The 23,096-nt window shown below is 52.5% G+C and carries 21 protein-coding genes, 6 tRNA genes and 1 other RNA gene; 11 read left to right on the top strand and 17 right to left on the bottom strand.

Annotated features, from left to right (window positions below; translation table 11 throughout):
- Nucleotides 1-13: 13 nt before the first annotated feature.
- Both cysM and pdxK read left to right on the top strand, forming a co-directional pair.
- Nucleotides 14-925 carry a cysteine synthase CysM gene (gene cysM / locus B3B59_RS15340; RefSeq protein WP_040074584.1) on the top strand — a complete coding sequence of 304 codons (912 nt, stop codon included), beginning with the start codon at nucleotides 14-16 and terminating at the stop codon, nucleotides 923-925.
- 5 nt (nucleotides 926-930) lie between these two features.
- On the top strand, nucleotides 931-1,767 hold the full coding sequence (gene pdxK / locus B3B59_RS15335) for a pyridoxine/pyridoxal/pyridoxamine kinase (RefSeq protein ID WP_286809466.1): 837 nt from the start codon (nucleotides 931-933) through the stop codon (nucleotides 1,765-1,767).
- 44 nt (nucleotides 1,768-1,811) lie between these two features.
- Here pdxK and crr read toward each other — a convergent pair whose 3' ends face one another.
- The 5 genes from crr to cysZ all read right to left on the bottom strand — a co-directional run bounded on the left by crr (nucleotide 1,812) and on the right by cysZ (nucleotide 6,657).
- Complete coding sequence (crr, locus tag B3B59_RS15330; protein WP_003861316.1) at nucleotides 1,812-2,321, bottom strand: PTS glucose transporter subunit IIA; 510 nt, start codon at nucleotides 2,319-2,321, stop codon at nucleotides 1,812-1,814.
- Between the two features lie 40 nt (nucleotides 2,322-2,361).
- Nucleotides 2,362-4,089, bottom strand: a complete 1,728-nt coding sequence (gene ptsI, locus B3B59_RS15325; protein ID WP_040074587.1) for a phosphoenolpyruvate-protein phosphotransferase PtsI — start codon at nucleotides 4,087-4,089, stop codon at nucleotides 2,362-2,364.
- A gap of 44 nt (nucleotides 4,090-4,133) precedes the next feature.
- Entirely contained in the window at nucleotides 4,134-4,391 is a 258-nt protein-coding gene (ptsH, locus tag B3B59_RS15320) for a phosphocarrier protein Hpr (RefSeq protein WP_000487600.1), read from the bottom strand.
- Nucleotides 4,392-4,770: 379 nt separating this feature from the next.
- Nucleotides 4,771-5,742: a cysteine synthase A gene (gene cysK, locus B3B59_RS15315; RefSeq protein ID WP_046884645.1), complete on the bottom strand. Its 972-nt coding sequence runs from the start codon at nucleotides 5,740-5,742 to the stop codon at nucleotides 4,771-4,773.
- A gap of 153 nt (nucleotides 5,743-5,895) precedes the next feature.
- Nucleotides 5,896-6,657 carry a sulfate transporter CysZ gene (cysZ, locus tag B3B59_RS15310; protein ID WP_040074589.1) on the bottom strand — a complete coding sequence of 254 codons (762 nt, stop codon included), beginning with the start codon at nucleotides 6,655-6,657 and terminating at the stop codon, nucleotides 5,896-5,898.
- A gap of 230 nt (nucleotides 6,658-6,887) precedes the next feature.
- On the opposite strand from cysZ, the gene zipA reads away from it, so the two are divergent.
- From zipA to B3B59_RS15295, 3 genes are all read left to right on the top strand, one after another.
- Entirely contained in the window at nucleotides 6,888-7,877 is a 990-nt protein-coding gene (gene zipA / locus B3B59_RS15305; RefSeq protein WP_286809465.1) for a cell division protein ZipA, read from the top strand.
- Between the two features lie 67 nt (nucleotides 7,878-7,944).
- Nucleotides 7,945-9,960, top strand: a complete 2,016-nt coding sequence (gene ligA, locus B3B59_RS15300) for an NAD-dependent DNA ligase LigA (protein WP_233801541.1) — start codon at nucleotides 7,945-7,947, stop codon at nucleotides 9,958-9,960.
- Between the two features lies 1 nt (nucleotide 9,961).
- The gene (locus tag B3B59_RS15295; RefSeq protein WP_003861328.1) at nucleotides 9,962-10,177 is read left to right on the top strand and encodes a DUF3820 family protein; all 216 of its coding nucleotides are present in this window, start codon (nucleotides 9,962-9,964) and stop codon (nucleotides 10,175-10,177) included.
- On the opposite strand, the gene B3B59_RS15290 is transcribed toward B3B59_RS15295, so the two are convergent.
- The gene (locus tag B3B59_RS15290) at nucleotides 10,174-11,172 is read right to left on the bottom strand and encodes a bile acid:sodium symporter family protein (protein WP_046884647.1); all 999 of its coding nucleotides are present in this window, start codon (nucleotides 11,170-11,172) and stop codon (nucleotides 10,174-10,176) included. The two genes, B3B59_RS15295 and B3B59_RS15290, sit on opposite strands and share 4 nt — an antisense overlap.
- An 89-nt stretch (nucleotides 11,173-11,261) precedes the next feature.
- Here B3B59_RS15290 and B3B59_RS15285 point away from each other — a divergent pair, with 89 nt between their 5' ends.
- Nucleotides 11,262-12,197: a LysR family transcriptional regulator gene (locus tag B3B59_RS15285; protein WP_233801545.1), complete on the top strand. Its 936-nt coding sequence runs from the start codon at nucleotides 11,262-11,264 to the stop codon at nucleotides 12,195-12,197.
- Here the strand turns inward: B3B59_RS15285 and B3B59_RS15280 are convergent.
- From B3B59_RS15280 to B3B59_RS15255, 6 genes are all read right to left on the bottom strand, one after another.
- On the bottom strand, nucleotides 12,194-12,535 hold the full coding sequence (locus tag B3B59_RS15280) for a FlxA-like family protein (RefSeq protein ID WP_233801547.1): 342 nt from the start codon (nucleotides 12,533-12,535) through the stop codon (nucleotides 12,194-12,196). The two genes, B3B59_RS15285 and B3B59_RS15280, sit on opposite strands and share 4 nt — an antisense overlap.
- Nucleotides 12,536-12,762: 227 nt before the next feature.
- Nucleotides 12,763-12,888, bottom strand: a non-coding RNA gene (locus B3B59_RS15275) — RtT sRNA.
- Between the two features lie 29 nt (nucleotides 12,889-12,917).
- A tRNA-Lys gene (locus B3B59_RS15270) sits at nucleotides 12,918-12,993 on the bottom strand.
- A gap of 4 nt (nucleotides 12,994-12,997) precedes the next feature.
- Nucleotides 12,998-13,073 (bottom strand) — tRNA-Val (locus tag B3B59_RS15265).
- 29 nt (nucleotides 13,074-13,102) lie between these two features.
- Nucleotides 13,103-13,178: transfer RNA gene (locus B3B59_RS15260), tRNA-Val, on the bottom strand.
- Nucleotides 13,179-13,218: 40 nt separating this feature from the next.
- Nucleotides 13,219-13,294 (bottom strand) — tRNA-Val (locus B3B59_RS15255).
- A 257-nt stretch (nucleotides 13,295-13,551) separates the two neighbouring features.
- Here B3B59_RS15255 and gltX point away from each other — a divergent pair.
- Complete coding sequence (gene gltX / locus B3B59_RS15250) at nucleotides 13,552-14,967, top strand: glutamate--tRNA ligase (protein WP_286809464.1); 1,416 nt, start codon at nucleotides 13,552-13,554, stop codon at nucleotides 14,965-14,967.
- A 45-nt stretch (nucleotides 14,968-15,012) separates the two neighbouring features.
- On the opposite strand, the gene B3B59_RS15245 is transcribed toward gltX, so the two are convergent.
- Both B3B59_RS15245 and B3B59_RS15240 read right to left on the bottom strand, forming a co-directional pair.
- A complete protein-coding gene (locus B3B59_RS15245) occupies nucleotides 15,013-15,408 on the bottom strand; it encodes a YfeC-like transcriptional regulator (RefSeq protein WP_046884651.1) in 396 nt (131 codons plus the stop codon).
- 6 nt (nucleotides 15,409-15,414) lie between these two features.
- Nucleotides 15,415-15,768, bottom strand: a complete 354-nt coding sequence (locus tag B3B59_RS15240; RefSeq protein ID WP_040074598.1) for a YfeC-like transcriptional regulator — start codon at nucleotides 15,766-15,768, stop codon at nucleotides 15,415-15,417.
- Between the two features lie 219 nt (nucleotides 15,769-15,987).
- On the opposite strand from B3B59_RS15240, the gene B3B59_RS15235 reads away from it, so the two are divergent.
- The 3 genes from B3B59_RS15235 to B3B59_RS15225 all read left to right on the top strand — a co-directional run bounded on the left by B3B59_RS15235 (nucleotide 15,988) and on the right by B3B59_RS15225 (nucleotide 18,584).
- Nucleotides 15,988-16,063 (top strand) — tRNA-Ala (locus B3B59_RS15235).
- Between the two features lie 43 nt (nucleotides 16,064-16,106).
- A tRNA-Ala gene (locus tag B3B59_RS15230) sits at nucleotides 16,107-16,182 on the top strand.
- Between the two features lie 212 nt (nucleotides 16,183-16,394).
- A complete protein-coding gene (locus B3B59_RS15225) occupies nucleotides 16,395-18,584 on the top strand; it encodes a sensor domain-containing phosphodiesterase (RefSeq protein ID WP_286809463.1) in 2,190 nt (729 codons plus the stop codon).
- A gap of 44 nt (nucleotides 18,585-18,628) precedes the next feature.
- Here B3B59_RS15225 and B3B59_RS15220 read toward each other — a convergent pair whose 3' ends face one another.
- Complete coding sequence (locus B3B59_RS15220) at nucleotides 18,629-19,816, bottom strand: NupC/NupG family nucleoside CNT transporter (protein WP_046884653.1); 1,188 nt, start codon at nucleotides 19,814-19,816, stop codon at nucleotides 18,629-18,631.
- Between the two features lie 348 nt (nucleotides 19,817-20,164).
- On the opposite strand from B3B59_RS15220, the gene B3B59_RS15215 reads away from it, so the two are divergent.
- Nucleotides 20,165-21,403 (top strand): Nramp family divalent metal transporter, encoded by a 1,239-nt coding sequence (locus B3B59_RS15215; RefSeq protein ID WP_046884920.1) that lies wholly within the window; start codon nucleotides 20,165-20,167, stop codon nucleotides 21,401-21,403.
- Nucleotides 21,404-21,446: 43 nt separating this feature from the next.
- Here B3B59_RS15215 and ypeC read toward each other — a convergent pair whose 3' ends face one another.
- Together ypeC and mgrA are read right to left on the bottom strand one after the other, a co-directional pair.
- The gene (gene ypeC / locus B3B59_RS15210) at nucleotides 21,447-21,788 is read right to left on the bottom strand and encodes a DUF2502 domain-containing protein YpeC (protein WP_046884654.1); all 342 of its coding nucleotides are present in this window, start codon (nucleotides 21,786-21,788) and stop codon (nucleotides 21,447-21,449) included.
- Nucleotides 21,789-21,914: 126 nt separating this feature from the next.
- Nucleotides 21,915-22,913: an L-glyceraldehyde 3-phosphate reductase gene (gene mgrA, locus B3B59_RS15205; protein ID WP_286809462.1), complete on the bottom strand. Its 999-nt coding sequence runs from the start codon at nucleotides 22,911-22,913 to the stop codon at nucleotides 21,915-21,917.
- Between the last annotated feature and the right edge of the window lie 183 nt (nucleotides 22,914-23,096).

Here is a 23,096-nt window from a genome sequence, read left to right as displayed (position 1 = left end):
TTGAGCAAAAATCGTGAACACATTAGAGCAAACCATCGGCAACACTCCTCTGGTCAGGCTTCAGCGCATGGGGCCAGCCAATGGCAGCGAAGTCTGGGTCAAACTGGAAGGCAACAATCCTGCGGGTTCGGTGAAAGACAGAGCTGCGCTGTCGATGATTGTGCAGGCCGAGTTGCGGGGCGAGATTAAGCCCGGCGACGTGCTGATTGAAGCGACCAGCGGCAACACCGGCATTGCGTTGGCGATGATCGCCGCCCTGAAAGGCTATCGCATGAAACTGCTGATGCCCGACAACATGAGCCAGGAGCGACGGGCTGCCATGCGGGCCTACGGCGCCGAGCTCATTCTGGTCACGAAGGAACAGGGGATGGAAGGGGCACGCGACCTGGCCCTTGAGATGGCCAGTCGGGGCGAGGGTAAGCTGCTGGATCAATTCAATAATCCGGATAACCCGTATGCGCATTACACCACCACTGGGCCGGAAATCTGGCAGCAGACCGGGGGGCGGATCACCCATTTTGTCTCCAGTATGGGCACCACCGGAACCATTACCGGCGTGTCGCGCTTTCTGCGCGAGCAGCCCAGCGCGGTGACGATAGTTGGCTTACAGCCGGAAGAGGGGAGCAGTATCCCGGGCATTCGTCGCTGGCCGCAGGCATATATGCCGGGCATTTATAATGCACAGCTGGTGGATCAGGTACTGGATATTCATCAGCGCGAGGCGGAAAATACAATGCGTGAGCTGGCCATGCGCGAAGGTATCTTCTGTGGCGTCAGTTCGGGTGGCGCAGTAGCCGGTGCGTTGCGTGTCGCCGCGCAACATCCGGGCGCGGTCGTAGTGGCGATTATCTGCGATCGTGGCGATCGTTATCTTTCTACGGGCGTCTTTGGTGAAGAGAGTTATTCGCAGGGTGCGGGGATTTAAGCCTCATGGAGATGATTTTATTTCGGGATAAAACCCGGGCGCAGCAGAGCGATATCGTGGCGGTACAGTCTCAGGTCGTTTATGGCAGCGTGGGTAATAGCGTTGCGGTGCCAAACATTCGCCGCCATCAGCTTACCGTCACCGCTGTTCCTACGGTGCTTTTCAGTAATACGCCACACTATGACACCTTCTACGGCGGCGTCATTCCTGACGAGTGGTTTGTCGGCTATCTGCAGGCGCTGGAAGAGCGTGACGTCCTGCGTGAACTGAAGGCAGTGACCACGGGCTATATGGGGAGCGCCAGCCAGATTGCGCTGTTGGCCAAATGGCTGAGCGCGATTAAAGCCAGCCATCCCGAACTGCTGGTGCTGGTCGATCCGGTGATCGGCGATGTGGATAGCGGGATGTACGTTAAGTCCGAGATCCCTGAAGCCTACCGCCAGTATCTGCTGCCGTTAGCGCAGGGAATTACGCCCAACGTTTTCGAACTGGAAGTGCTGAGCGGCCAGTCCTGTCGTACGCCGGAGAGCGCGATTGCGGCAGCGAAAAGTCTGCTCAGCGAGACGCTGAAGTGGGTCGCCATCACCAGCGCACCCGTTGCGGCGGATCCCGACCACATTCACGTGGTGCTGGTGACGGCCGGGGGCGTTAGCGTGAGCGCGCATCCGCGCGTGCAGGCCGATCTGAAAGGGACGGGCGATCTGTTCTGCTCAGAGTTGGTAAGCGGTATCGTACGAGGCAAGCCGGTAGCAGAGGCGATAGCACTGGCCGGTAATAGGGTGACTGAAGTGATGGACTATACCCTGCAAAAGGGCTACGACGAGCTTATTCTCCCAGCGTAGAAACAAAAATGGCGCCCGAAGGCGCCATTTTTCTGTGTGGCAAATTACTTCTTGATGCGGATAACCGGGGTTTCGCCCACGGTGACGCTGCCAGACAGTTTGATCAGTTCTTTGATTTCGTCCATGTTGGAGATCACAACCGGCGTCAGGGTAGACTTGGCTTTCTCTTCCAGCAATGGCAGATCGAATTCAATGACCGGGTCGCCTACTTTCACACGCTGACCTTCTTCAGCGATGCGCTTGAAGCCTTCGCCTTTCAGTTCGACGGTGTCGATACCGAAGTGTACGAACAGTTCAATACCGCTATCAGATTCGATAGAAAACGCGTGGTTGGTTTCAAAAATCTTACCGATAGTACCGTCAACCGGTGCAACCATTTTGTTACCGGTCGGTTTGATAGCAATGCCATCACCAACGATTTTCTCTGCGAACACTACATCCGGCACGTCTTCGATGTTGACGATCTCGCCGGAGAGCGGAGCAACAATCTCAATAGTTCCGGAGTCTTTTTTATCATCAGAAACCAGAGATTTCAGTTTATCGAACAAACCCATGATCTTCTCCTAAGCAGTAATTTGGGCCGCATCTCGTGGATTAGCAGATTGTTTTTTCTTCAATGAACTTGTTAACCAGCGTCATTAACTCGTCCGTTGTCGGTTGAGCAAGAGCTTGCTCTGCTAATACCTTCGCATCTTCGAAGTTCGTGTTACGGATAATCTTCTTAATGCGCGGGATGGAAATGGCGCTCATAGAGAATTCGTCCAGACCCATACCCAGCAACAGAAGTGTAGCACGTTCGTCGCCTGCAAGCTCACCACACATGCCTGTCCATTTACCTTCAGCATGAGAAGCATCAATAACTTGCTTGATAAGCGTCAGTACGGACGGCGACATTGGCTGGTAGAGATGTGAAATCATATCATTACCACGGTCAACTGCCAGGGTGTACTGCGTTAAATCATTGGTACCAATACTAAAGAAGTCGACTTCTTTGGCTAAATGACGCGCAATTGTCGCCGCTGCCGGTGTTTCCACCATCACGCCCACTTCGATTGACTCGTCAAAAGCCTTACCTTCGTCACGCAGTTCCTGTTTAAAGATTTCGATCTCTTTTTTCAGTGCACGCACTTCTTCAACGGAGATGATCATCGGGAACATGATGCGCAGCTTACCGAAAGCGGAAGCACGCAGAATGGCGCGAACCTGGTCACGCAGGATCTCTTTGCGATCCATGGCAATACGCACTGCACGCCAGCCCAGGAACGGGTTCTCTTCTTTCGGGAAGTTCATGTACGGCAGCTCTTTGTCGCCACCGATGTCCATGGTACGGACAATGACCGCCTGAGAGCCACAGGCTTCAGCAACGGCTTTGTATGCGGCGAACTGCTCTTCTTCAGTAGGCAGCGCGTCACGGTCCATGAACAGGAATTCAGTACGATACAGACCCACACCTTCCGCACCGTTGCGCTCAGCGCCATCGACGTCACGGACGGTACCGATGTTAGCGCAAACTTCAACCTGGTGACCATCTAGCGTGATAGCCGGCAGATCTTTCAGCTTCGCGAGTTCGGCTTTTTCGGTAGCAACCTGCTCCTGAACGGCACGCAGTTGCTCGATCTCTTCGTTAGTTGGGTTGACGTAAACTTTGTTGTTTACGGCATCCAGAATCAGATAGTCGTTGTTTTTCACCTGAGTGGTGACGCTACCGGTACCCACAATGGCTGGCAGCTCCAGAGAACGCGCCATAATTGAGGTGTGGGAGGTACGTCCGCCCGCATCGGTGATGAAACCCAGCACCTTGTTCAGGTTCAGCTGTGCGGTTTCAGATGGGGTAAGGTCAGCAGCAACCAGAATAACTTCGTCCTGAATGGAGCTCAGGTCGATGATTGCCAGACCCAGGATGTTGCGCAGCAGGCGCTTACCGATGTCACGTACGTCAGCCGCACGCTCTTTCAGGTACTCATCATCCAGTTCTTCCAGGGCGGTTGCCTGGCCTTCGATAACTTCATGCGCAGCCGCGTCGGCCGTCATGCCCTTATCTTTAATCAGGGCTATGATTTCCTGCTCCAGCTCCTCATCTTCGAGCAGCATGATATGCCCTTCGAAGATGGCTTCTTTTTCTTCGCCAAAAGTTTCACCAGCTTTTGTTTTGATCGCTTCCAGCTGCGCAGATGCTTTTGCACGACCGCTCAGAAAACGTTCAACTTCCTGATCAACCTTGTCGGCAGAAACTTTTTTCCGGTCGATGACGATCTCGTCTTCCTTCAGCAGCAGTGCGTTGCCGAAAGCGATACCCGGGGATGCTAAAATGCCTGAAATCATAACCCTACCTTACTTGTGACTGATATTGAAAAGAACCCGGATACTTACTCGAGCTCAGCCATCAGTTTTACCAGATGCTCAACTGCTTTCTGCTCGTCTTCGCCTTCAGCGGAGATGGTGACGACGGTACCCTGAGTCAGGCCCAGAGTTTGCAGTTTAAACAGGCTTTTTGCGCTGGCGCTTTTGCCGTTGGAAGTCACAGTGATCTCAGAAGTGAAGCCTTTTGCTTCTTTAACAAACTGAGCAGCAGGGCGGGTGTGCAGACCGTTCGGAGCGGTAATGGTAACTTCTTGCTGGAACATTGTATTTCCCCAACTTATAGGTTTAGTGTTGTGGAACTAAAGTCTAGCCTGGCGGCTCCACTTTAGCCTGTATTGTTAGCACCGACTTAAGGGTACGCGGTATACGTTAGCGCATGACGTAACCTGGTGCCTGCATGTCTTGCAACTGACGCTTCGTCACATTAAACATTATGCCGTGGAAGCAAGACTTGAACCAAATCATAAAATCGATTCAGCAGCGTGATTTCGTGCGTTGATTAATTTCGCGCATCAAAATAATTGCCAGCTTAAATACCAGAGCTAACAGGGTGAAGCAATGCCGGTAGAGGCAAAAGTTTGACGTGGGCCACAAAAAAGCACCCATAAGGGTGCTTTTTTACGCGTTATTTACATTCTGGCATTACTGTTGCAGTTCTTTCTCAGTAAAGAGATCGGCAAACAGGGCCGTACTTAAATAACGCTCACCCGAAGACGGCAGAATAACCACGATATTCTTGTTGGTAAAGGTTTCATCTTCAAGCAATTTTAACGCAGCGGCCACGGCGGCACCAGAGGAGATACCCGCCAGAATACCCTCTTCTTCCATCAGGCGGCGTGCGGTAGAAATCGCTTCGTCGTTACTGATGGCAACCACTTTATCGATAAGCTTCAAATCCAGGTTACCCGGGATGAAGCCTGCTCCAATGCCCTGAATTTTGTGCGGGCCTGGTTTTAACTCTTCACCTGCCAGTGCCTGAGCAATGACCGGGGAATCTGTTGGCTCGACGGCGACGGTAATGAGATCTTTTTTGCCCTTCGTGCCTTTAATATAACGGCTTACGCCCGTCAGCGTACCGCCGGTACCCACACCGGAGATAAACACATCGACCTGGCCGTCAGTATCTTCCCAGATTTCCGGACCGGTGGTTTTCTCGTGAATTTCCGGGTTTGCCGGGTTGCTGAACTGCTGAAGCAGCAGATATTTAGCCGGATCGCTGGCAACAATTTCTTCGGCTTTCTGGATGGCACCTTTCATCCCTTTGGCACCTTCGGTCAGCACCAGATTCGCCCCCAGCGCTTTCAGCAGCTTGCGGCGTTCGATACTCATGGTTTCAGGCATGGTTAACGTCAGTTTATAACCACGCGCCGCGGCGACGTAGGCCAGAGCAATACCGGTGTTCCCGCTGGTTGGCTCAACCAGTTCAACGCCCGCTTTCAACACGCCACGTTTTTCCGCATCCCAAATCATGTTGGCACCGATACGGCATTTCACGCTGAAGCTCGGGTTACGTGATTCGACCTTCGCCAGGATGCGTCCATTACCGATACGGTTCAGTCGAACCAGGGGCGTATGACCGATAGTCAGCGAGTTATCTTCAAAAATCTTACTCATGGCCTGTCCTTAACTGTATGAAATTGGGATACCGACCCAGCATACCTGCTGAATAAGTATGGGGAAGTAAGGAATTCGCATATCTATATGCTACAAGGAAATAATGGGGATCAGTATGGAATAAGGAGTGATATAAGCCACTCCTTTTTGACCTTATTTCCACAAAGCATGTTTCGGACGGTAGCAGTCCACCCACATGGCGGTCGCGCCACAGACGGCGACGGGCATAATAAAGAGGTTGAGCAGCGGGATCATCGTGAAGAGGCTCGTCAGGGCACCAAACTGCATATTGGCAACTTTTTGCGAACGAAGAGCCGTGCGCATCTCTTTAAAAGGCACTTTATGGTTGTCGAAGGGGTAGTCGCAGTATTGAATCGCCAGCATCCAGGCGCTAAACAAGAACCAGAGCACCGGGGCCACGGTTTGTCCGATACCGGGGATAAAATAGAGAATCAGCAGCACCACGGCACGGGGGAGGTACCAGGCGAGCTTTTGCCACTCGCGTTTCATGATGCGCGGCAGATCTTTCATGATGCCCAGGATGCCGGTATCGGGCGGCGTTGCGCCGGTAAGGCGCGCTTCGAGCTGTTCGGCCAGCAGACCGTTAAACGGCGCCGCAATCCAGTTCGCCAGGGTTGAGAAAAAGTAGCCAAAGACCAGTAACACGGAAATGACTGCAATAGGCCATAACAGATAGCTCAGCCATTGCAGCCAGTCGGGTACATGACTCATCAATGATGGGATCCAGCTATCAAGCTGATGAAACAGCCACCAGAATGCGCCCCCCATCAGTAAGATATTGATCACCAGTGGCAGGATCACAAAACGGCGGATGCCTGGCAGGGAGACCAGCTTCCAGCCTTGTGAAAAGTACCAGACGCCACTGCGAGGGGAGGTAGAATTTGATGAAACCATAACCAGGTTGAGCTCCTTTTATCGCAACCAGTGAAATTGCCTGCCTATATTAGCCAGTTGCACGCTGTTGACCAGTTCGGAAATGTTCGAAAAAACAGCAAAAAGCACGATTTAATTCATCTTTATGCGGTGAATGCTCTGCATCCACTTGCACTTGACGTAATCGGCAAATACTCTTAGTGAGTAAATGTTTGCCGTGGTGGCAAGGTGTTAGAACAACAGAGAATATAATGATGCAGGATTTGCGTCTGATATTAATCATTGTTGGCGCGATCGCCATACTCGCTTTACTGGTGCACGGTTTCTGGACCAGCCGTAAAGAGCGTTCCTCTATGTTTCGCGATCGCCCACTAAAGCGCATGAAGTCTCAACGTGACGATGAGAACGATGACGACGACATGGAATCTGAAGACGAAGGCGTGGGTGAAGTTCGCGTTCATCGTACTCACAGTGCGCCCGGCGCAGGCTTTGGGGAGCACGAAGCCCCCCGTCCTTCGCAGCACCAGTACCAGCCGCCGTATGCCTCTGCTCAGCCGCGCCCCGCTAAGCCGGCACCGGTAGAAGCGCCTGTTCATCAGCCGCAGCAGCCTGTACAGACTCAGCCGGAGGCTCCGCAACCTGCAGCACAGCAGCCTGTGCACCAGCCTCAGCCTGTGCAACAGCAGCCTGTCCATCAGCCGCAGCCTGTGCAACAGCCACTGCAGCCAGAGCCGCAGCCTGTTCAGGTACAGCAGCCTACGCCAGTAGTTGAGCCAGAGCCGGTTGTGGTTGAAGAGCCCGTGGTAGAAAAACCGCAGCGTAAAGAGACGGTCATCGTCATGAACGTCGCTGCGCATCATGGGACATGGTTAAACGGTGATGTCTTACTGAACAGTATTCAGCAGGCCGGTTTCAAGTTTGGCGATATGAATATCTTCCATCGTCATCTGAGTCCGGACGGCAGCGGCCCAGCCCTCTTTAGCCTGGCCAATATGGTGAATCCGGGGACCTTTGACCCCGAAATGACCGGTGATTTCACCACGCCCGGCGTCACAATCTTTATGCAGGTGCCCTCTTACGGTGATGAAGTGCAAAACTTTAAGCTGATGCTGCAGTCCGCTCAGCATATCGCCGATGAAGTGGGTGGGGTGGTACTTGACGATCAGCGTCGCATGATGACGCCGCAGAAGCTGCGTGAGTATCAGGACCGTATCCGCGAAGTTAAGGAAGCAAACGCCTAAGCCTGGCGTTCGTTTCATCCCTTATCAACCCCCGCCTGTCGGGGGTTTTTCTCATTGATGGTGCGACATGGACTCTATCGAACAACAACTCACTGAACTGCGAACCACGCTTCGCCATCATGAATACCTGTATCACGTGATGGATGCCCCGGAAATCCCGGACGCGGAGTACGATCGCCTGCTGCGCCAACTGCGCGATCTCGAAGCGCAGCATCCAGAGCTGATTACGCCGGACTCGCCGACCCAGCGCGTGGGTGCCACGCCGCTGACGGCGTTTACTCAGGTACGTCATGAAGTGCCGATGCTGTCCCTGGATAACGTTTTTGATGAAGAGAGCTTCCTCGCCTTTAATAAACGCGTGCAAGACCGCTTAAAAAGCGTGGATGTACTGACCTGGTGCTGTGAGCTTAAGCTCGATGGCCTGGCGGTGAGCTTGCTGTATGAGAACGGTGTGCTGGTACGTGCCGCCACCCGCGGCGATGGCACTACCGGTGAAGATATCACCACAAACGTCCGCACCATTCGCGCCATTCCGCTGAAGCTGCACGGTGACAACATCCCTGCGCGGCTGGAAGTGCGCGGAGAAGTGTTCCTGCCGCAGGCCGGGTTTGAAAAAATTAACGACGACGCTCGCCGTACGGGTGGAAAAGTCTTCGCCAACCCCCGTAACGCTGCGGCTGGTTCATTGCGCCAGCTGGACCCGCGTATCACCGCGAAGCGACCACTTACTTTCTTCTGTTATGGGGTGGGAATACTGGAGGGCGGTGAACTGCCGGATACCCATCTGGGACGTTTACTCCAGTTTAAAGAGTGGGGCCTGCCGGTGAGCAATCGCGTGCAGCTTTGCGATTCTCCCGAAGCCGTGCTGGCGTTCTACCGCAAGGTTGAAGAGGACCGCCCAACGCTCGGCTTCGATATTGATGGCGTGGTGATCAAGGTCAACTCGCTCGCGTTACAGGAGCAGCTTGGCTTTGTGGCGCGCGCTCCGCGCTGGGCAGTGGCTTTCAAATTCCCGGCACAGGAACAGCTGACCGTTGTTCGGGACGTCGAGTTCCAGGTAGGACGAACCGGCGCAATCACGCCGGTGGCGCGCCTTGAGCCCGTCCAGGTGGCTGGCGTGCTGGTGAGCAACGCCACGCTACATAATGCCGATGAAATCGCGCGCCTGGGTCTGCGCATTGGCGACAAAGTGGTCATACGGCGCGCAGGGGACGTTATTCCGCAGGTCGTTAACGTGGTGGAGTCCGAGCGACCGGCCGATACCCGCGCTATCGTCTTCCCCTCCCACTGCCCGGTGTGCGGCTCTGATGTGGAGCGTGTGGAAGGTGAGGCCGTTACCCGCTGCACCGGCGGATTGATTTGCGGTGCGCAGCGTAAAGAGGCGCTGAAGCACTTTGTCTCCCGCCGCGCCATGGATGTGGACGGCATGGGTGACAAAATTATCGATCAACTGGTCGAGAAAGAGTACGTCCATAACCCAGCCGATCTGTTCAGGCTGACCGCCGGTAAGCTGACGGGCCTTGATCGTATGGGACCTAAATCGGCGCAGAATGTGGTTAACGCTCTGGAAGCCGCGAAACAGACTACCTTTGCCCGCTTCCTCTATGCGCTGGGGATCCGTGAAGTGGGTGAAGCGACGGCAGCCGGGCTGGCGGCCTACTTCGGGACCCTGGAGGCGCTTGAAAAAGCTAGCATTGACGAACTACAAAAGGTGCCGGATGTCGGTATTGTGGTTGCGACACACGTCTTCAACTTCTTTGCTGAAGAGAGCAACCGCGAGGTGATTGGCAACCTGCTGGCAGAGGGCATTCAATGGCCTGCGCCAGTGGTGATCAATGCCGAGGAGATCGACAGTCCGTTTGCGGGTAAAACCGTGGTATTGACGGGCAGCCTTAGCCAGCTTTCACGTGATGATGCGAAAGCGCGTCTGGTGGCACTGGGGGCGAAAGTGGCGGGTAGCGTCTCAAAGAAAACCGATCTGGTGATCGCCGGCGAAGCGGCCGGTTCAAAACTGGCGAAAGCGCAGGAGCTTGGCATTGACGTTATCGACGAAGATGAAATGATGCGTCTGCTGGGAGAGTAACGTGGAGAAGGAACAGCTTGTTGAGATTGCCAATACAGAGATGCCATTCGGTAAATATAAGGGCCGCAGGCTGATTGATTTGCCGGAAGAGTATCTGCTGTGGTTTGCCCGTAAAGATGAATTTCCTGCCGGGCGACTGGGTGAGCTGATGGCTATCACGTTACTGATCAAAACAGAGGGGCTGACCCAGCTGGTTCAGCCCCTGAAACGCCCTTAAGCCTTCGCGGCGCGGGTCTCTTCCTGCGCCTGCAACTTCTCGGTCTGCTGTTTATAACGGCGCGCCAGCACTGCGCAGAGCATCAGCTGCAATTGATGGAAGATCATCAGCGGCAGCACCATCATCCCTATTGCCGCTGTCGGGAAGAGGATATTGGCCATCGGGATACCGTTCGCCAGGCTCTTTTTCGACCCACAGAAGACAATAGTGATCTCATCCGCTTTATTGAAGCCGAAGCGGCGGGCGGCAAACACGTTGATGCCAATAATAATCGCCAGCAGCACCAGGCTTACCACCACGATAAACAGCAACGAACCCACGCCCACTTTATGCCAGATACCGTTGACTACCGCTTCACTGAAGGCAGAGTAGACCACCAGCAAAATGGAAGTCTGGTCAGTTTTAGAGATCCACTTCTTGTGTTTTGCCACAAAGGCGGCAGTCCAGGGGCGGGAAAGATGTCCCAGCACAAATGGCAGCAGCAGTTGCAGCATGATTTTACCCACCTGCTCGAGGCTGCCTTCTGCGCCGTGCAGATTCATGACCAGCCCTACCAGCAATGGCGATACGAAGATCCCCAATAGGCTTGAGGCCGACGCCGAACAGACCGCAGCCGCAACGTTACCCCCTGCAAGTGAGGTAAAGGCAATGGCGGACTGGACGGTGGCAGGCAGAATGCACAGATAAAGGAAGCCGCTATAGAGCGCCGGATCTACGTTAACGGGGGCCCACCAGGCAAAAAGCACGCCCAGCACCGGGAAGATAACGAAAGTGCTACACATCACCCAGAGGTGTAGTCGCCAGTGGCTGCCGCCCGCAATTATTGCTTCGCGCGACAGCTTTGCGCCATGCATAAAGAACAACAGCGCGATAGCGGCGGTGGTCAGCCCTTCAAAGAAGGGGACAAAACCGCCCCTCGCCGGGAAGAAAGAGGCGAGTAATACGGTGACCACCAGCGTTAACGTAAACGGATCAAGAATCTTTAAAATTTTCATAACCACTCCTGAAAACAGATGCTGCTATTGTGCTTTTATCCGTTTGAGAAATAAAATTGATTTATTGCATCTATTCATGAGTAAAACAGATGAATTACTCCCTGCGTCAACTTCGTGTTTTTGTCACCGTCGCACAGGCGAAAAGCTTTAGCCGCGCCGGGGAGATGATTGGGTTGAGCCAGTCTGCTGTAAGTCATAGCGTGAAAGAGCTGGAACAGCAAACGGGCGTGCGCCTGCTGGACAGAACCACGCGTGAGGTGATACTCACCGAGGCTGGGCAACAGCTGGCCGCGCGGCTGGCGCGTTTGTTAGATGAGCTTTCGAGCACGCTTCGCGATGTAGGAAGGGTAGGGCAGCAGCTTTCAGGCACGGTACGTGTAGCCGCCAGTCAGACCATTTCGGCGCATTTGATTCCACACTGTATCGCGCAAAGTAATCAATGTTACCCCGATATCAATTTTGTGCTGCATGATCGGCCCCAACAGTGGGTGCTGGAAAGTATTCGTCAGGGAGAGGTAGATTTCGGCATCGTTATCGATCCTGGCCCGGTAAGCGACCTTGAGTGTGAAGTCGTGCTCTCGGAGCCATTCTTGCTGCTTTGTCGTAACGATAGCCCGCTGGCAGCGCAGACGAGCGTGACGTGGCAAGCGCTGGAAGGGGCAAAACTGGTGTTGCAGGACTATGCCTCAGGAAGTCGACCGCTGATCGATGCCGCCCTTGCGGACCAACAGGTGAATGCCACTATAGTCCAGGAAATTGGACATCCTGCGACGCTCTTCCCGATGGTTGAAGCCGGGATTGGTATCAGCGTTCTCCCGGCTCTGGCTCTGCCTTTACCGCAGGGGAGCCAGCTCACGGTGAAACGATTTACGCCTGCAGTCGAGCGTAAGTTAATGCTGGTGCGGCGTAAAAATCGTTCGCTTTCTGGCGCGGCGCAGGCGATCTGGGAGGTGGTGCGCATCCAGGCTGAACAGCTCACACAAGCCCGTATGCGCGATCCCTTGTTTAACTCTGAGGCGCGTTAAACGTAAATATCAATTTCATGCTCATCGGAAGGTTTGTTTACGCCTTCCACTTTAGCTTGCGCCTGTTCTTGTTTTTGTTTTGCCTCTTCAGCCTGACGACGTAGCAGCATCTGCAGTTGTGCCTGCAGGCCGTCAATCTGCGCTTTCAGTATCTCTTGTTGCTCCTTTTTTTCTTCGGGAGTGCCGCTTCCCAGGGCAATATCCTTAAATTTCTGGCTCAGTTCAGAAATTTTGGCCGTGATGCGGCTGATTTGCCCAGCAATGCTGTTATCGCTTGAGCCGCTTTTACTGTTACTGCTGGTCTGTATTGATGGGGTTGATGCCTGAATTGTAGTCATATAAAGATCTCTTGCCGGAAATCCCTTTTATCGGCATAAGTTCGCCTCTACTTGAGATCACCTGCCAGAAATGACAGGTAACGAGGCGAAAGGTTATTGGCATGTAAATCTTCGGTTGAGCGATTGATAAAGACGATAGAGAAAGGGGAGTTACCGGAGGTGGGCAAGGGCATAGAGCGTTCAAATCGCAGATAGCAAAAAAGCGCCTTTAGGGCGCTTTTTTACATTGGTGGGTCGTGCAGGATGACTCGCTTCGCTCGCCCTTCGGGCCGACGCCGTAAACGGCTCCGGTGCCTCACTGCGTTCGGCTCGAGCCTGATGCAGGTTCGAATCTTTCAAATCGCAGATAGCAAAAAAGCGCCTTTAGGGCGCTTTTTTACATTGGTGGGTCGTGCAGGATTCGAACCTGCGACCAATTGATTAAAAGTCAACTGCTCTACCAACTGAGCTAACGACCCGAAATGGTGGGCGATGACGGGCTCGAACCGCCGACCCCCTCCGTGTAAAGGAGATGCTCTACCAACTGAGCTAATCGCCCATTTCGGAACTGCTGCGATAAGGTGAGAATGGTGGGCGATGACGGGCTCGAACCGCCGACCCCCTCCGTGTAAAGGAGATGCTCTACCAACTGAGCTAATCGCCCAATCTCAATTCTTATCTACACTGCGAGCCATCGAAGAAGATGGTGGGTGATGACGGGCTCGAACCGCCGACCCCCTCCGTGTAAAGGAGATGCTCTACCAACTGAGCTAATCACCCCCGCTGTGTGGAGTCGCATTATAGGGAGAGTTGAAAATGAGTCAACGCCTTTTCTAAAGATTTTGTTTGTTCGTCGTAAAATTAGGCAAAACGATCGCAAAACGCGCCAGGCAGCATGATTTCTATACAAAAATGGCAAAGGTGGCGGTTCCGGCTGCAACAAGATTGAGGATTCAGGCTGGAGTGATAGAATATTGCCCACTCTCATTTCCAGGATATGCCGGTTGTCGGCATCTTTATTACTGTAAGGCCACTTCATGAAAATCAAAACTCGCTTCGCGCCAAGCCCTACCGGCTATCTGCACGTCGGCGGTGCGCGTACTGCTCTCTATTCCTGGCTTTTTGCGCGTCACAACGGCGGTGATTTCGTTCTGCGTATCGAAGATACCGACCTTGAGCGTTCTACGCCGGAAGCAATTGAAGCCATCATGGATGGCATGAACTGGCTGAATCTGGAGTGGGATGAAGGCCCTTACTTCCAGACCAAACGTTTTGACCGCTATAACGCCGTTATCGATGAGATGCTGGAAGCGGGCACCGCCTACAAATGCTACTGCTCTAAAGAGCGTCTTGAGGCGCTGCGTGAGTCGCAGATGGCAAATAATGAAAAGCCGCGTTACGACGGCCGCTGCCGCCACGGTCATGAGCACCACGCAGATGATGAACCTTGCGTAGTGCGTTTCGCCAACCCGGAAGAGGGCTCGGTGATCTTCGACGATCAGATCCGTGGTCCGATTGAGTTCAGTAACCTGGAGCTCGATGACCTGATCATCCGTCGTACCGATGGCTCACCAACCTACAATTTCTGCGTAGTCGTTGATGACTGGGATATGGAGATCACCCACGTGATCCGTGGTGAAGATCATATCAATAACACGCCACGTCAGATCAACATCCTCAAGGCGCTGAACGCCCCAGTACCGGTCTATGCACATGTCTCCATGATCAACGGTGACGACGGCAAAAAACTGTCGAAGCGTCATGGTGCCGTTAGCGTGATGCAGTACCGCGACGATGGTTATCTGCCGGAAGCCCTGCTGAACTATCTGGTGCGTCTGGGCTGGTCTAATGGCGATCAGGAAATTTTCAGCCGTGAAGAGATGATTAAGCTTTTCTCTTTGGGCGCGGTGAGCAAATCGGCCAGTGCATTCAATACTGATAAGCTGCTGTGGCTGAACCATCACTACATCAATACGATGCAGCCAGAATACGTTGCAACCTATCTGCAATGGCATATTGAGCAGGCTAACATCGATACCCGCAATGGCCCGCAGCTGGCTGAGCTGGTGAAACTGCTCGGCGAGCGCTGCAAAACGCTGAAAGAAATTGCCGAAAGCTGCCGCTATTTCTATGAAGATTTCGAGCAGTTTGATGCAGATGCGGCGAAGAAACACCTGCGTCCGGTTGCGCGTCAGCCTCTGGAAGTGGTTCGCGATAAACTGGCTGCCCTTACCGACTGGAGCGCTGAAGCTGTGCATAATGCCATTCAGGCGACTGCCGATGAACTGGAAGTGGGGATGGGTAAAGTGGGCATGCCGCTGCGCGTAGCCGTTACCGGTGCGGGTCAGTCTCCGGCGCTGGACGTTACCGTACACGCAATTGGCAAATCACGCAGCGTGGCGCGTATCAATAAAGCGCTGGGCTGTATCGCCGAGCGCGAAAGCCAGCAGTAATCTCGTCAGGATGTAAAAACGGCAGGGTCAAGCCTGCCGTTTTTTTTATGTCCCGCTTGCCTGCAGATTGAGGCGGGTGAGAAAACCTTTTATCCCTTCCCGTGCCAACAGCAATGCCAGACGTTCTTGCTCATCTGCCGTCATCTTCTCTAGCGCATCGGTAATTTGCCGTAAAACAGCGGTGGGTTTGTTATCCCCATATGGAGGGATACTTTCCGCCAGTTGGTAGAGCGCTTGACGTTTACGGATCGCCGGGATATTCATGATGTGTTTACGCACCTGAGCATCAATATAGACCAGGCGAGCGCGTCCACCTTTGACCCCGTTAATTCCTTCTGTTTTCCAGCCGTTTTTACGTATCCAGCGATTCACGGTCTGCCTGGCGACACCCAGACTATCCGCCAGCTCCTCGGTGGTCATTTTGCTGCGTAAGCTTTTCATAAGTGTTTAATCACGTATCCCTAAGCGTTGTAACAATCCCGAGATCCCTTCCCGGAGTAATAAAGAGGAGAGCTGTTTCTGCTCTTTTGGTGTCATCTCATTTGCCAGCGTCAGGAGCAGGGCAGAGAGCGAGTTGTCTCCGGCTATTTCTGGTAAGGTCGCGGCGTCGGGTGCCCTGCGTGCGCTGCGGATAAAATCGCGAACTTTATCGTTCACATGCACCAGGCGTGCTTTTCCACCCTGTACGCCAGGCTTTGGCGACGTTGCCCAGCCCTCTTTGCGCACCCATTTATTGATGGTTTGTCGACTGTAGCCAGTGAGTCGGGCCAACTCCTCCGGCGTCATTCTTTCCTTGATCATGCCATTTCCAGAGAATTACCAGGGTTAATTGAGGTTTCATCTTATAGCATCATTTAACGTCAAAACGTGACAAGTATAACTACAGGCTGCGAGTCTCCTCGCAATGTGGTTCATTTGCCTGATTTTTCGGCGATCAATCACTGACGGCTGAATTTGCCGTTGACACTCCGCAGCGGAATTCATATGATGCCGCCCGTCAACACGACAAGCTTTACGTATGGGGCTATAGCTCAGCTGGGAGAGCGCCTGCATGGCATGCAGGAGGTCAGCGGTTCGATCCCGCTTAGCTCCACCAAACTCTGAACCCAACAGAGTGAGGTTCGTATAAGCAACGCGTTGGGGCTATAGCTCAGCTGGGAGAGCGCCTGCATGGCATGCAGGAGGTCAGCGGTTCGATCCCGCTTAGCTCCACCAAAATTCAGACCCTCGTCGAAAGACGGGGGTTTTTTTATGCCTATGTAACATCTATTCGCACTTTTTGTTGCCAGAAATAATGCTTTCTATACCTTGACTCAATCTATATCAATAAACAGGTCTCTAAATAGACTTGAACTTGATTCGCGCAATTAATAAACCTATTATCCATCCGGTCAATGAGGCAAACGGTTAATAGATTATTTAATTTAATGAACAGAAAAGCTTACAATAATGTAAAGATATTTATAACAGCGCTGACGCTATGTCTGATTACTGTGCCCTTTTCCCGATATCTTTCTCCGCGCGCTATGGTAAATGGGCATGATGTCTATTTAGCATGGCTACCGTTAAGCGTTATGCTGGCGGTTATACTGTTATTTGGTCGTCGGGCGGTTATTCCTGTTCTTTTAAGTTTTATTGCTACTAACATATTAAGCGTAAGTTTAGCACCGCTACAACATGCTGTATTATTGTTTTGTCAGACTTTTTCGGTGTTTGCCGTCTGTGGCATGATGCGTCTCATGCTAGGCAAGCGCTGGCGCTACCGCGTGCCCAACAAATATGTCGGGTTACGTATTTTCTGGCTCGGTTTTATGGTGCCGATAGGTATCAAATTATCGATGTACCTTGCTGGTTATCTATTTCTTTTCCCGGTAACAATATCGACATTTTTCGGCGAGGGAACGGCAATATATAACGTTGTGGATATTCAGAGCCTGATTTGTGCAGCGTTAATTTTTACCATGATGTTCTATTATCCGTTAAGAATGATAATTAATCCCCGCTACGCCAGAACGTTCTGGCTACAGAGCGTGAAGCCCGTCTTTTTTCACAAAAAATCGTTATATATCGTCATCTGGTTACTGCTTTTAATTCTCATTATCGCCATTTTATGTGCTCCTGTAGAGTCACCCATCATTGCGGGATATTTAATGCCGATTATTTTTATCCTCTTTACGTTAGGTATTAGTCGCCTGAGCTATGCGCTTATCTCTCTGTTCTGGGCTGGAACCGCGCTCCTGCTGTTAACCTACAATTACAACTTTCTTACAGGGGTCGAGTCGGGTCATTCTCTCTCCTTCATCCTTTCTGTACTGATCTCTTTTGCGATCTGTTTACTCTACATGTCGAAGATCTACCAGCGAAGTGAATGGCTTAAGCAGGGCTGGCAGGAGAGGGCGCTCACCGATCCGCTTACCGGTTTACCTAACATTCGCGCACTGGAAGACTTTCTACAAATCCACCCTGGCGCGAAACTTTGTTGCCTGCGCATGGATAATCTCGAATTTCTAAGTCGCCATTACGGCATTCTTATGCGGGTTCATTGCAAACGCAGGATCACCGCATCGTTACAGCCGTTACTGCAAAAGGACGAGACGCTATTCCAGCTACCCGGAAGTGAGCTGGTACTGGCGTTGCTGGGGCCGGGGACGGCCGAGCGACTGCAGCATATGGTCGACCGACTCAACAGCCGTAAAATTGTCTGGAACAACACCGGGCTGGATATTGAATTTGGCGCCTCGTGGGGAGAGGTTGAGAATGGTGAACATCTGCATCATACGCTGGGGCAACTGAGCTGGCTGGCTGAGCAATCCTGTGCCGCGCATAATGTGCTGGCGCTCACCAACAGGATTGAAGATGCCTCCGGCCAAACCACCGACAGGGTATTGCTGCTGGGCCGCATTAAACGCGCTCTTGAAGAGGGTGGCTTACATCTTTACGCCCAGGCGATACGGGATGCTGAGGGGAAAGGTTACTATGAAATCCTCTCACGTCTGGAGAGTGAAGGTGAGATTATCACCCCCGATCGCTTCATTCCGCTGATTGCCCAGTTTAACCTGAGCCATCGCTTTGACCTTAACGTCGTTGAGAATCTGCTTATTTGGCTACGCCAGCACCCCGTCACGGATGTTGGAACCCGGTTTTCCGTCAATCTGCTGCCGATGACGCTGATGCAGCAAGAGGTGGCAGCAGAGATCATCGCTCTCTTTGAGCGCTACGGGGTGGCACCGCAGACCGTCGTCATTGAGATAACCGAAGAGCAGGCTTTTTCGAACTCCGGAAGCAGCATCAAAAATATCCAGCAGCTCAGGGACTACGGTTTCCGCATTGCGATTGACGATTTTGGATCAGGTTACGCCAACTATGAGCGCCTTAAGCGCCTGGAGGCAGACATCATTAAGATCGATGGCTGTTTTGTGAAAGATATCTGTACCGACAATATGGATGCCATGATTGTGCAATCTATTTGCAATCTGGCAAAAACGAAAGCGCTCTCTGTGGTAGCTGAATATGTGGAAACGCCTGAGCAGCGTGACATGCTGCTGCGTTTCGGTGTGGACTATCTTCAGGGCTATTTGATAGGCAAACCGATGCCTTTAGCGGAATTACAGGGATAAAAAAAACGGGAGCATTTGCTCCCGGTTGCTTTTACAGCGTCGTATTACAGAACCAGTGCTGCGATAGAAGCAGACAGGACGCTAACCAGCGTAGAGCCGTACACCAGCTTCAGACCGAAGCGAGAAACCACGTTACCCTGCTCTTCGTTCAGGCCTTTAATCGCGCCCGCGATAATGCCGATAGAAGAGAAGTTAGCGAAGGAGACCAGGAATACAGACAGGATGCCTTCCGCGCGCGGCGACAGGGTGCCCGCGATCTTTTGCAGGTCCATCATGGCAACGAATTCGTTAGAGACCAGTTTGGTGGCCATAATACTGCCAACCTGAAGCGCTTCGCTTGCCGGAACACCCATCACCCATGCAACCGGGTAGAAGATATAACCCAGAATCCCCTGGAAGGAGATGCCCAGTACCGCAGCAAACAGGGCATTCAGTGCGGAGATCAGGGCAATGAAGCCGATCAGCATCGCAGCAACGATAATCGCAACTTTAAAACCAGCCAGGATGTATTCACCCAGCATTTCGAAGAAGCTCTGACCTTCGTGCAGATTTGCCATCTGCAGGTTCTCTTCACTCTCATCCACGCGGTACGGGTTGATCAGTGACAGAACAATGAAGGTGCTGAACATGTTCAGAACCAGCGCCGCAACCACGAATTTCGGTTCCAGCATTGTCATATATGCGCCCACGATAGACATGGATACAGTCGACATTGCGGTTGCCGCCATGGTGTACATGCGGTTACGGGACATCTTGCCGAGGATATCTTTATAGGCGATAAAGTTCTCAGACTGACCCAGGATCAGCGAGCTGACGGCGTTGAAAGATTCCAGTTTGCCCATGCCATTGACTTTGGACAGTACTGTACCGATAGCGCGGATCACAATGGGCAGAATGCGAATGTGCTGCAGAATACCGATCAGCGCAGAGATGAAGACGATAGGGCACAGAACTTTCAGGAAGAAGAATGCCAGACCTTCATCATTCATTTTACCGAATACGAAGTTGGTCCCTTCATTTGCGAATCCGAGCAGTTTTTCAAACATTTCGGAGAAGCCTTTTACGAAGCCAAGACCCACGTCGGAGTTCAGGAAGAACCAGGCGAGTAAAACTTCAATAACGAGTAACTGTACAACATAGCGAATGCGGATTTTTTTGCGGTCATGGCTGACCAGCAACGCAAGCGCTGTAACGACAACGAGTGCCAGGACAAAATGAAGGACGCGGTCCATATTTGCTCCAAATATGAGGCAGGTTTAATTTCCGTGCACATTCTATGTAACAACAGTAAAGAAAACGAGATCAAAGCCACACTATAGTCACGTCCTGTGACGAGACTCAAAAATAGTGACACACCATACAATTTTGTTATGTTATGTAAATGAGTTAAAAGTTAAGTTCGTGTGCTACGCTTCACAAATATGGGCGCATTCAATCTGCGCTACGTCTATTTTTATTTTCCAGCCTGATCATTGTTCTTAGCTATCACAGTCATCAATACAACCATCGCAAATGAACTTGATAATCATTCGCATTTTGATAGCATTAAACATAGCAAAGGCTATATTTTAGAGGCAGAGATGACGAACAGTCGCGTTGAGAGTAGCAGCGGCCGCGCAGCACGCAAGATGCGTTTCGCATTAATGGGACCTGCGTTCATCGCTGCGATTGGTTATATCGATCCGGGTAACTTTGCGACCAATATTCAGGCCGGCGCCAGCTTCGGTTATAAATTGCTGTGGGTGGTGGTGTGGGCGAACCTGATGGCAATGTTGATTCAGGTGCTGTCGGCCAAACTGGGTATCGCAACCGGAAAAAATCTGGCGGAGCAGATCCGCGACCACTATCCGCGTCCGCTGGTCTGGTTTTATTGGGTGCAGGCAGAAATCATCGCCATGGCCACTGACCTGGCAGAATTCATTGGCGCGGCCATCGGATTTAAGTTGATCCTTGGGATTTCACTGTTGCAGGGCGCGGTCTTAACGGGTATCGCCACTTTCCTGATTTTGATGCTTCAGCGACGTGGGCAAAAACCACTTGAGCTGGTCATTGGCGGCCTGCTGCTATTTGTGGCGGCGGCCTACATTGTCGAGCTGGTCTTCTCGCAGCCGGACTTTGTGCAGTTAACGAAGGGGATGGCCATTCCGAGCCTGCCGACATCGGAAGCGGTATTCCTCGCCGCCGGGGTTCTGGGGGCGACCATTATGCCGCACGTCATTTATTTGCACTCTTCTTTAACCCAGCATCTGCATCAGGGATCGCCAAAGGAGCAGTATTCCGCAACGAAATGGGATGTGGCGCTCGCAATGACCATCGCCGGTTTTGTTAACCTGGCCATGATGGCTACTGCAGCAGCGGCCTTTCATTTTAATGGCCATACCGGGATTGCCGATCTCGATCAGGCCTATCTGACCCTTGAACCGCTGTTAAGCCACGCTGCCGCCACGATTTTCGGCCTGAGCCTGGTGGCTGCCGGGCTCTCCTCTACGGTTGTTGGCACGCTGGCAGGGCAGGTTGTTATGCAGGGGTTTGTACGCTTTCATATTCCACTGTGGGTACGCCGTACCATTACGATGATGCCTTCATTCATTGTGATTCTGATGGGGCTCGATCCGACGCGGATTCTGGTCATGAGCCAGGTGCTGCTGAGCTTTGGTATTGCGCTGGCGCTGGTGCCCTTGCTGATTTTTACCAGTGACAAATCCCTGATGGGTGAGCTCGTCAACTCGAAAATGGTGAAGCGAATCGGATGGGCGATCGTCGTGGTAGTGGTTGCGCTTAACCTCTGGTTGCTTATCGGGACAGCGCTGGGGTTATAAACGTGGAGTGATAAAAAAGGAGCCGGTAGGCTCCTTTTTCGTATTAGTGGTGATGTCCGTGACCATGGCCATGGCCGCGACCACGACCTCCGCGATGATCATCCCGGTCTCTCCAGCCTTCACGGTAGCCGCGCTCATAAGCTTTACGCTTATCCCAGCCACGATGATAGCCATTATCATGTTTACGCCAGTGGTTGCCGCGCCATTCATAATGGCGATGCCAGTAGCCGCGGTCACGCCAGCCACCGCCGTCCCAGTAGTTACCGTAATTATCACGATCGCCAATTTGTAATTTAATCGATGGCAACAGGGTGATTTCGCCAGCATTAGCAACCAGCGGTGCTGAAGCCAGTAAAACTGCGGCCAGAATCAGGGACCTGAACATTGTTATTCTCCTTCACGATCGGGGCCGAAGCCGGCCTGTTAACGCAATTTTACGGGGCTGTGAAGCCGCGTTTAATGCGCGTAACTCCGAAATGAGAAGGCGAAGCACGATTTGCTAAAAATGCTGCTATTTTGCGCTGTCCAGAATCGCTTCGATTTCACTCAACTCTTCAGCAGCAAAATGGCGGTTCGCCAGCATGCCTACCGCATCTTCAATCTGTGCTGTCTTACTGGCACCTATCAGCACTGAGGTGACGGCACGATTTCTCAGCACCCAGGCGAGTGCCATTTGCGACAACTTCTGACCTCGGCGTTCGGCTATCGCATTCAGCATCCGCACTTTTTTCAGCGTCTCTTCTGTGAGCTGATCCGGATTGAGGAAACGGCTGCCGCTTGCGGCGCGGGAATCGGCCGGTATGCCATTCAGATAGCGGTCGGTTAATTGCCCACCCGCCAGCGGCGAGAAGGCAATGCAGCCCACGCCATTTTCTTGCAGCATCTCAAGCAGGCCAGCTTCCGGCGCGCGCTCGAACATTGAGTATTTCGGCTGGTGGATAAGGCAGGGGGTGCCTAAATCATTCAGAATCTCAATGGCCTGGCGCGCAAGTTCGGCCGGGTAGTTGGACAGCCCGACGTACAGGGCTTTCCCCTGGCGGACAATATGGTCAAGCGCTTTCATCGTCTCTTGCAGCGGCGTTTCGGGATCGGGGCGATGGTGGTAGAAGATATCCACATATTCCAGACCCATGCGTTTCAGGCTCTGATCAAGGCTGGCAATAAGGTACTTGCGCGAGCCCCAGTCGCCGTAGGGACCCTCCCACATGGTGTATCCCGCTTTGCTGGAAATGATTAGCTCATCGCGATAGGGCAGGAAATCCTCCTGCAAAATACGTCCGAAGTTACGTTCAGCGGAGCCCGGTGGCGGGCCGTAGTTATTGGCCAGGTCAAAGTGCGTAATGCCCAAATCGAAGGCGCGCTGTAATAGTTGACGGCTGTTCTCGATCAGGGTGGTGTCACCAAAGTTATGCCATAAGCCAAGCGAGATGGCGGGCATTTTAAGGCCACTGCTTCCGCATCGCTGATACGTCATTGACTGGTAACGGTTTTTATCCGCCTGATAAACCATAGGTACGTCCTCTGAGCCGGAAATAAAGGTGAGTGTATACGTTTACACAATAAACGAGATCGGCAGATTACAGCGCGAAAATTTGTAAAGCATTCTTTCCATAACCTCATTGTTTGTGTTTCTGGACACCCATCACGCTTCTTCAATACTCAAATTGAAGTCATCATAATAAGGACACCTGCT

Origin of the sequence: Leclercia sp. UBA2479 (assembly GCF_002341985.1) — a bacterium.
Taxonomy (GTDB): domain Bacteria; phylum Pseudomonadota; class Gammaproteobacteria; order Enterobacterales; family Enterobacteriaceae; genus Enterobacter; species Enterobacter pneumoniae.
Note: the sequence above shows the minus strand (reverse complement) of the source record. Positions and strands in the feature narration are given on the sequence as shown.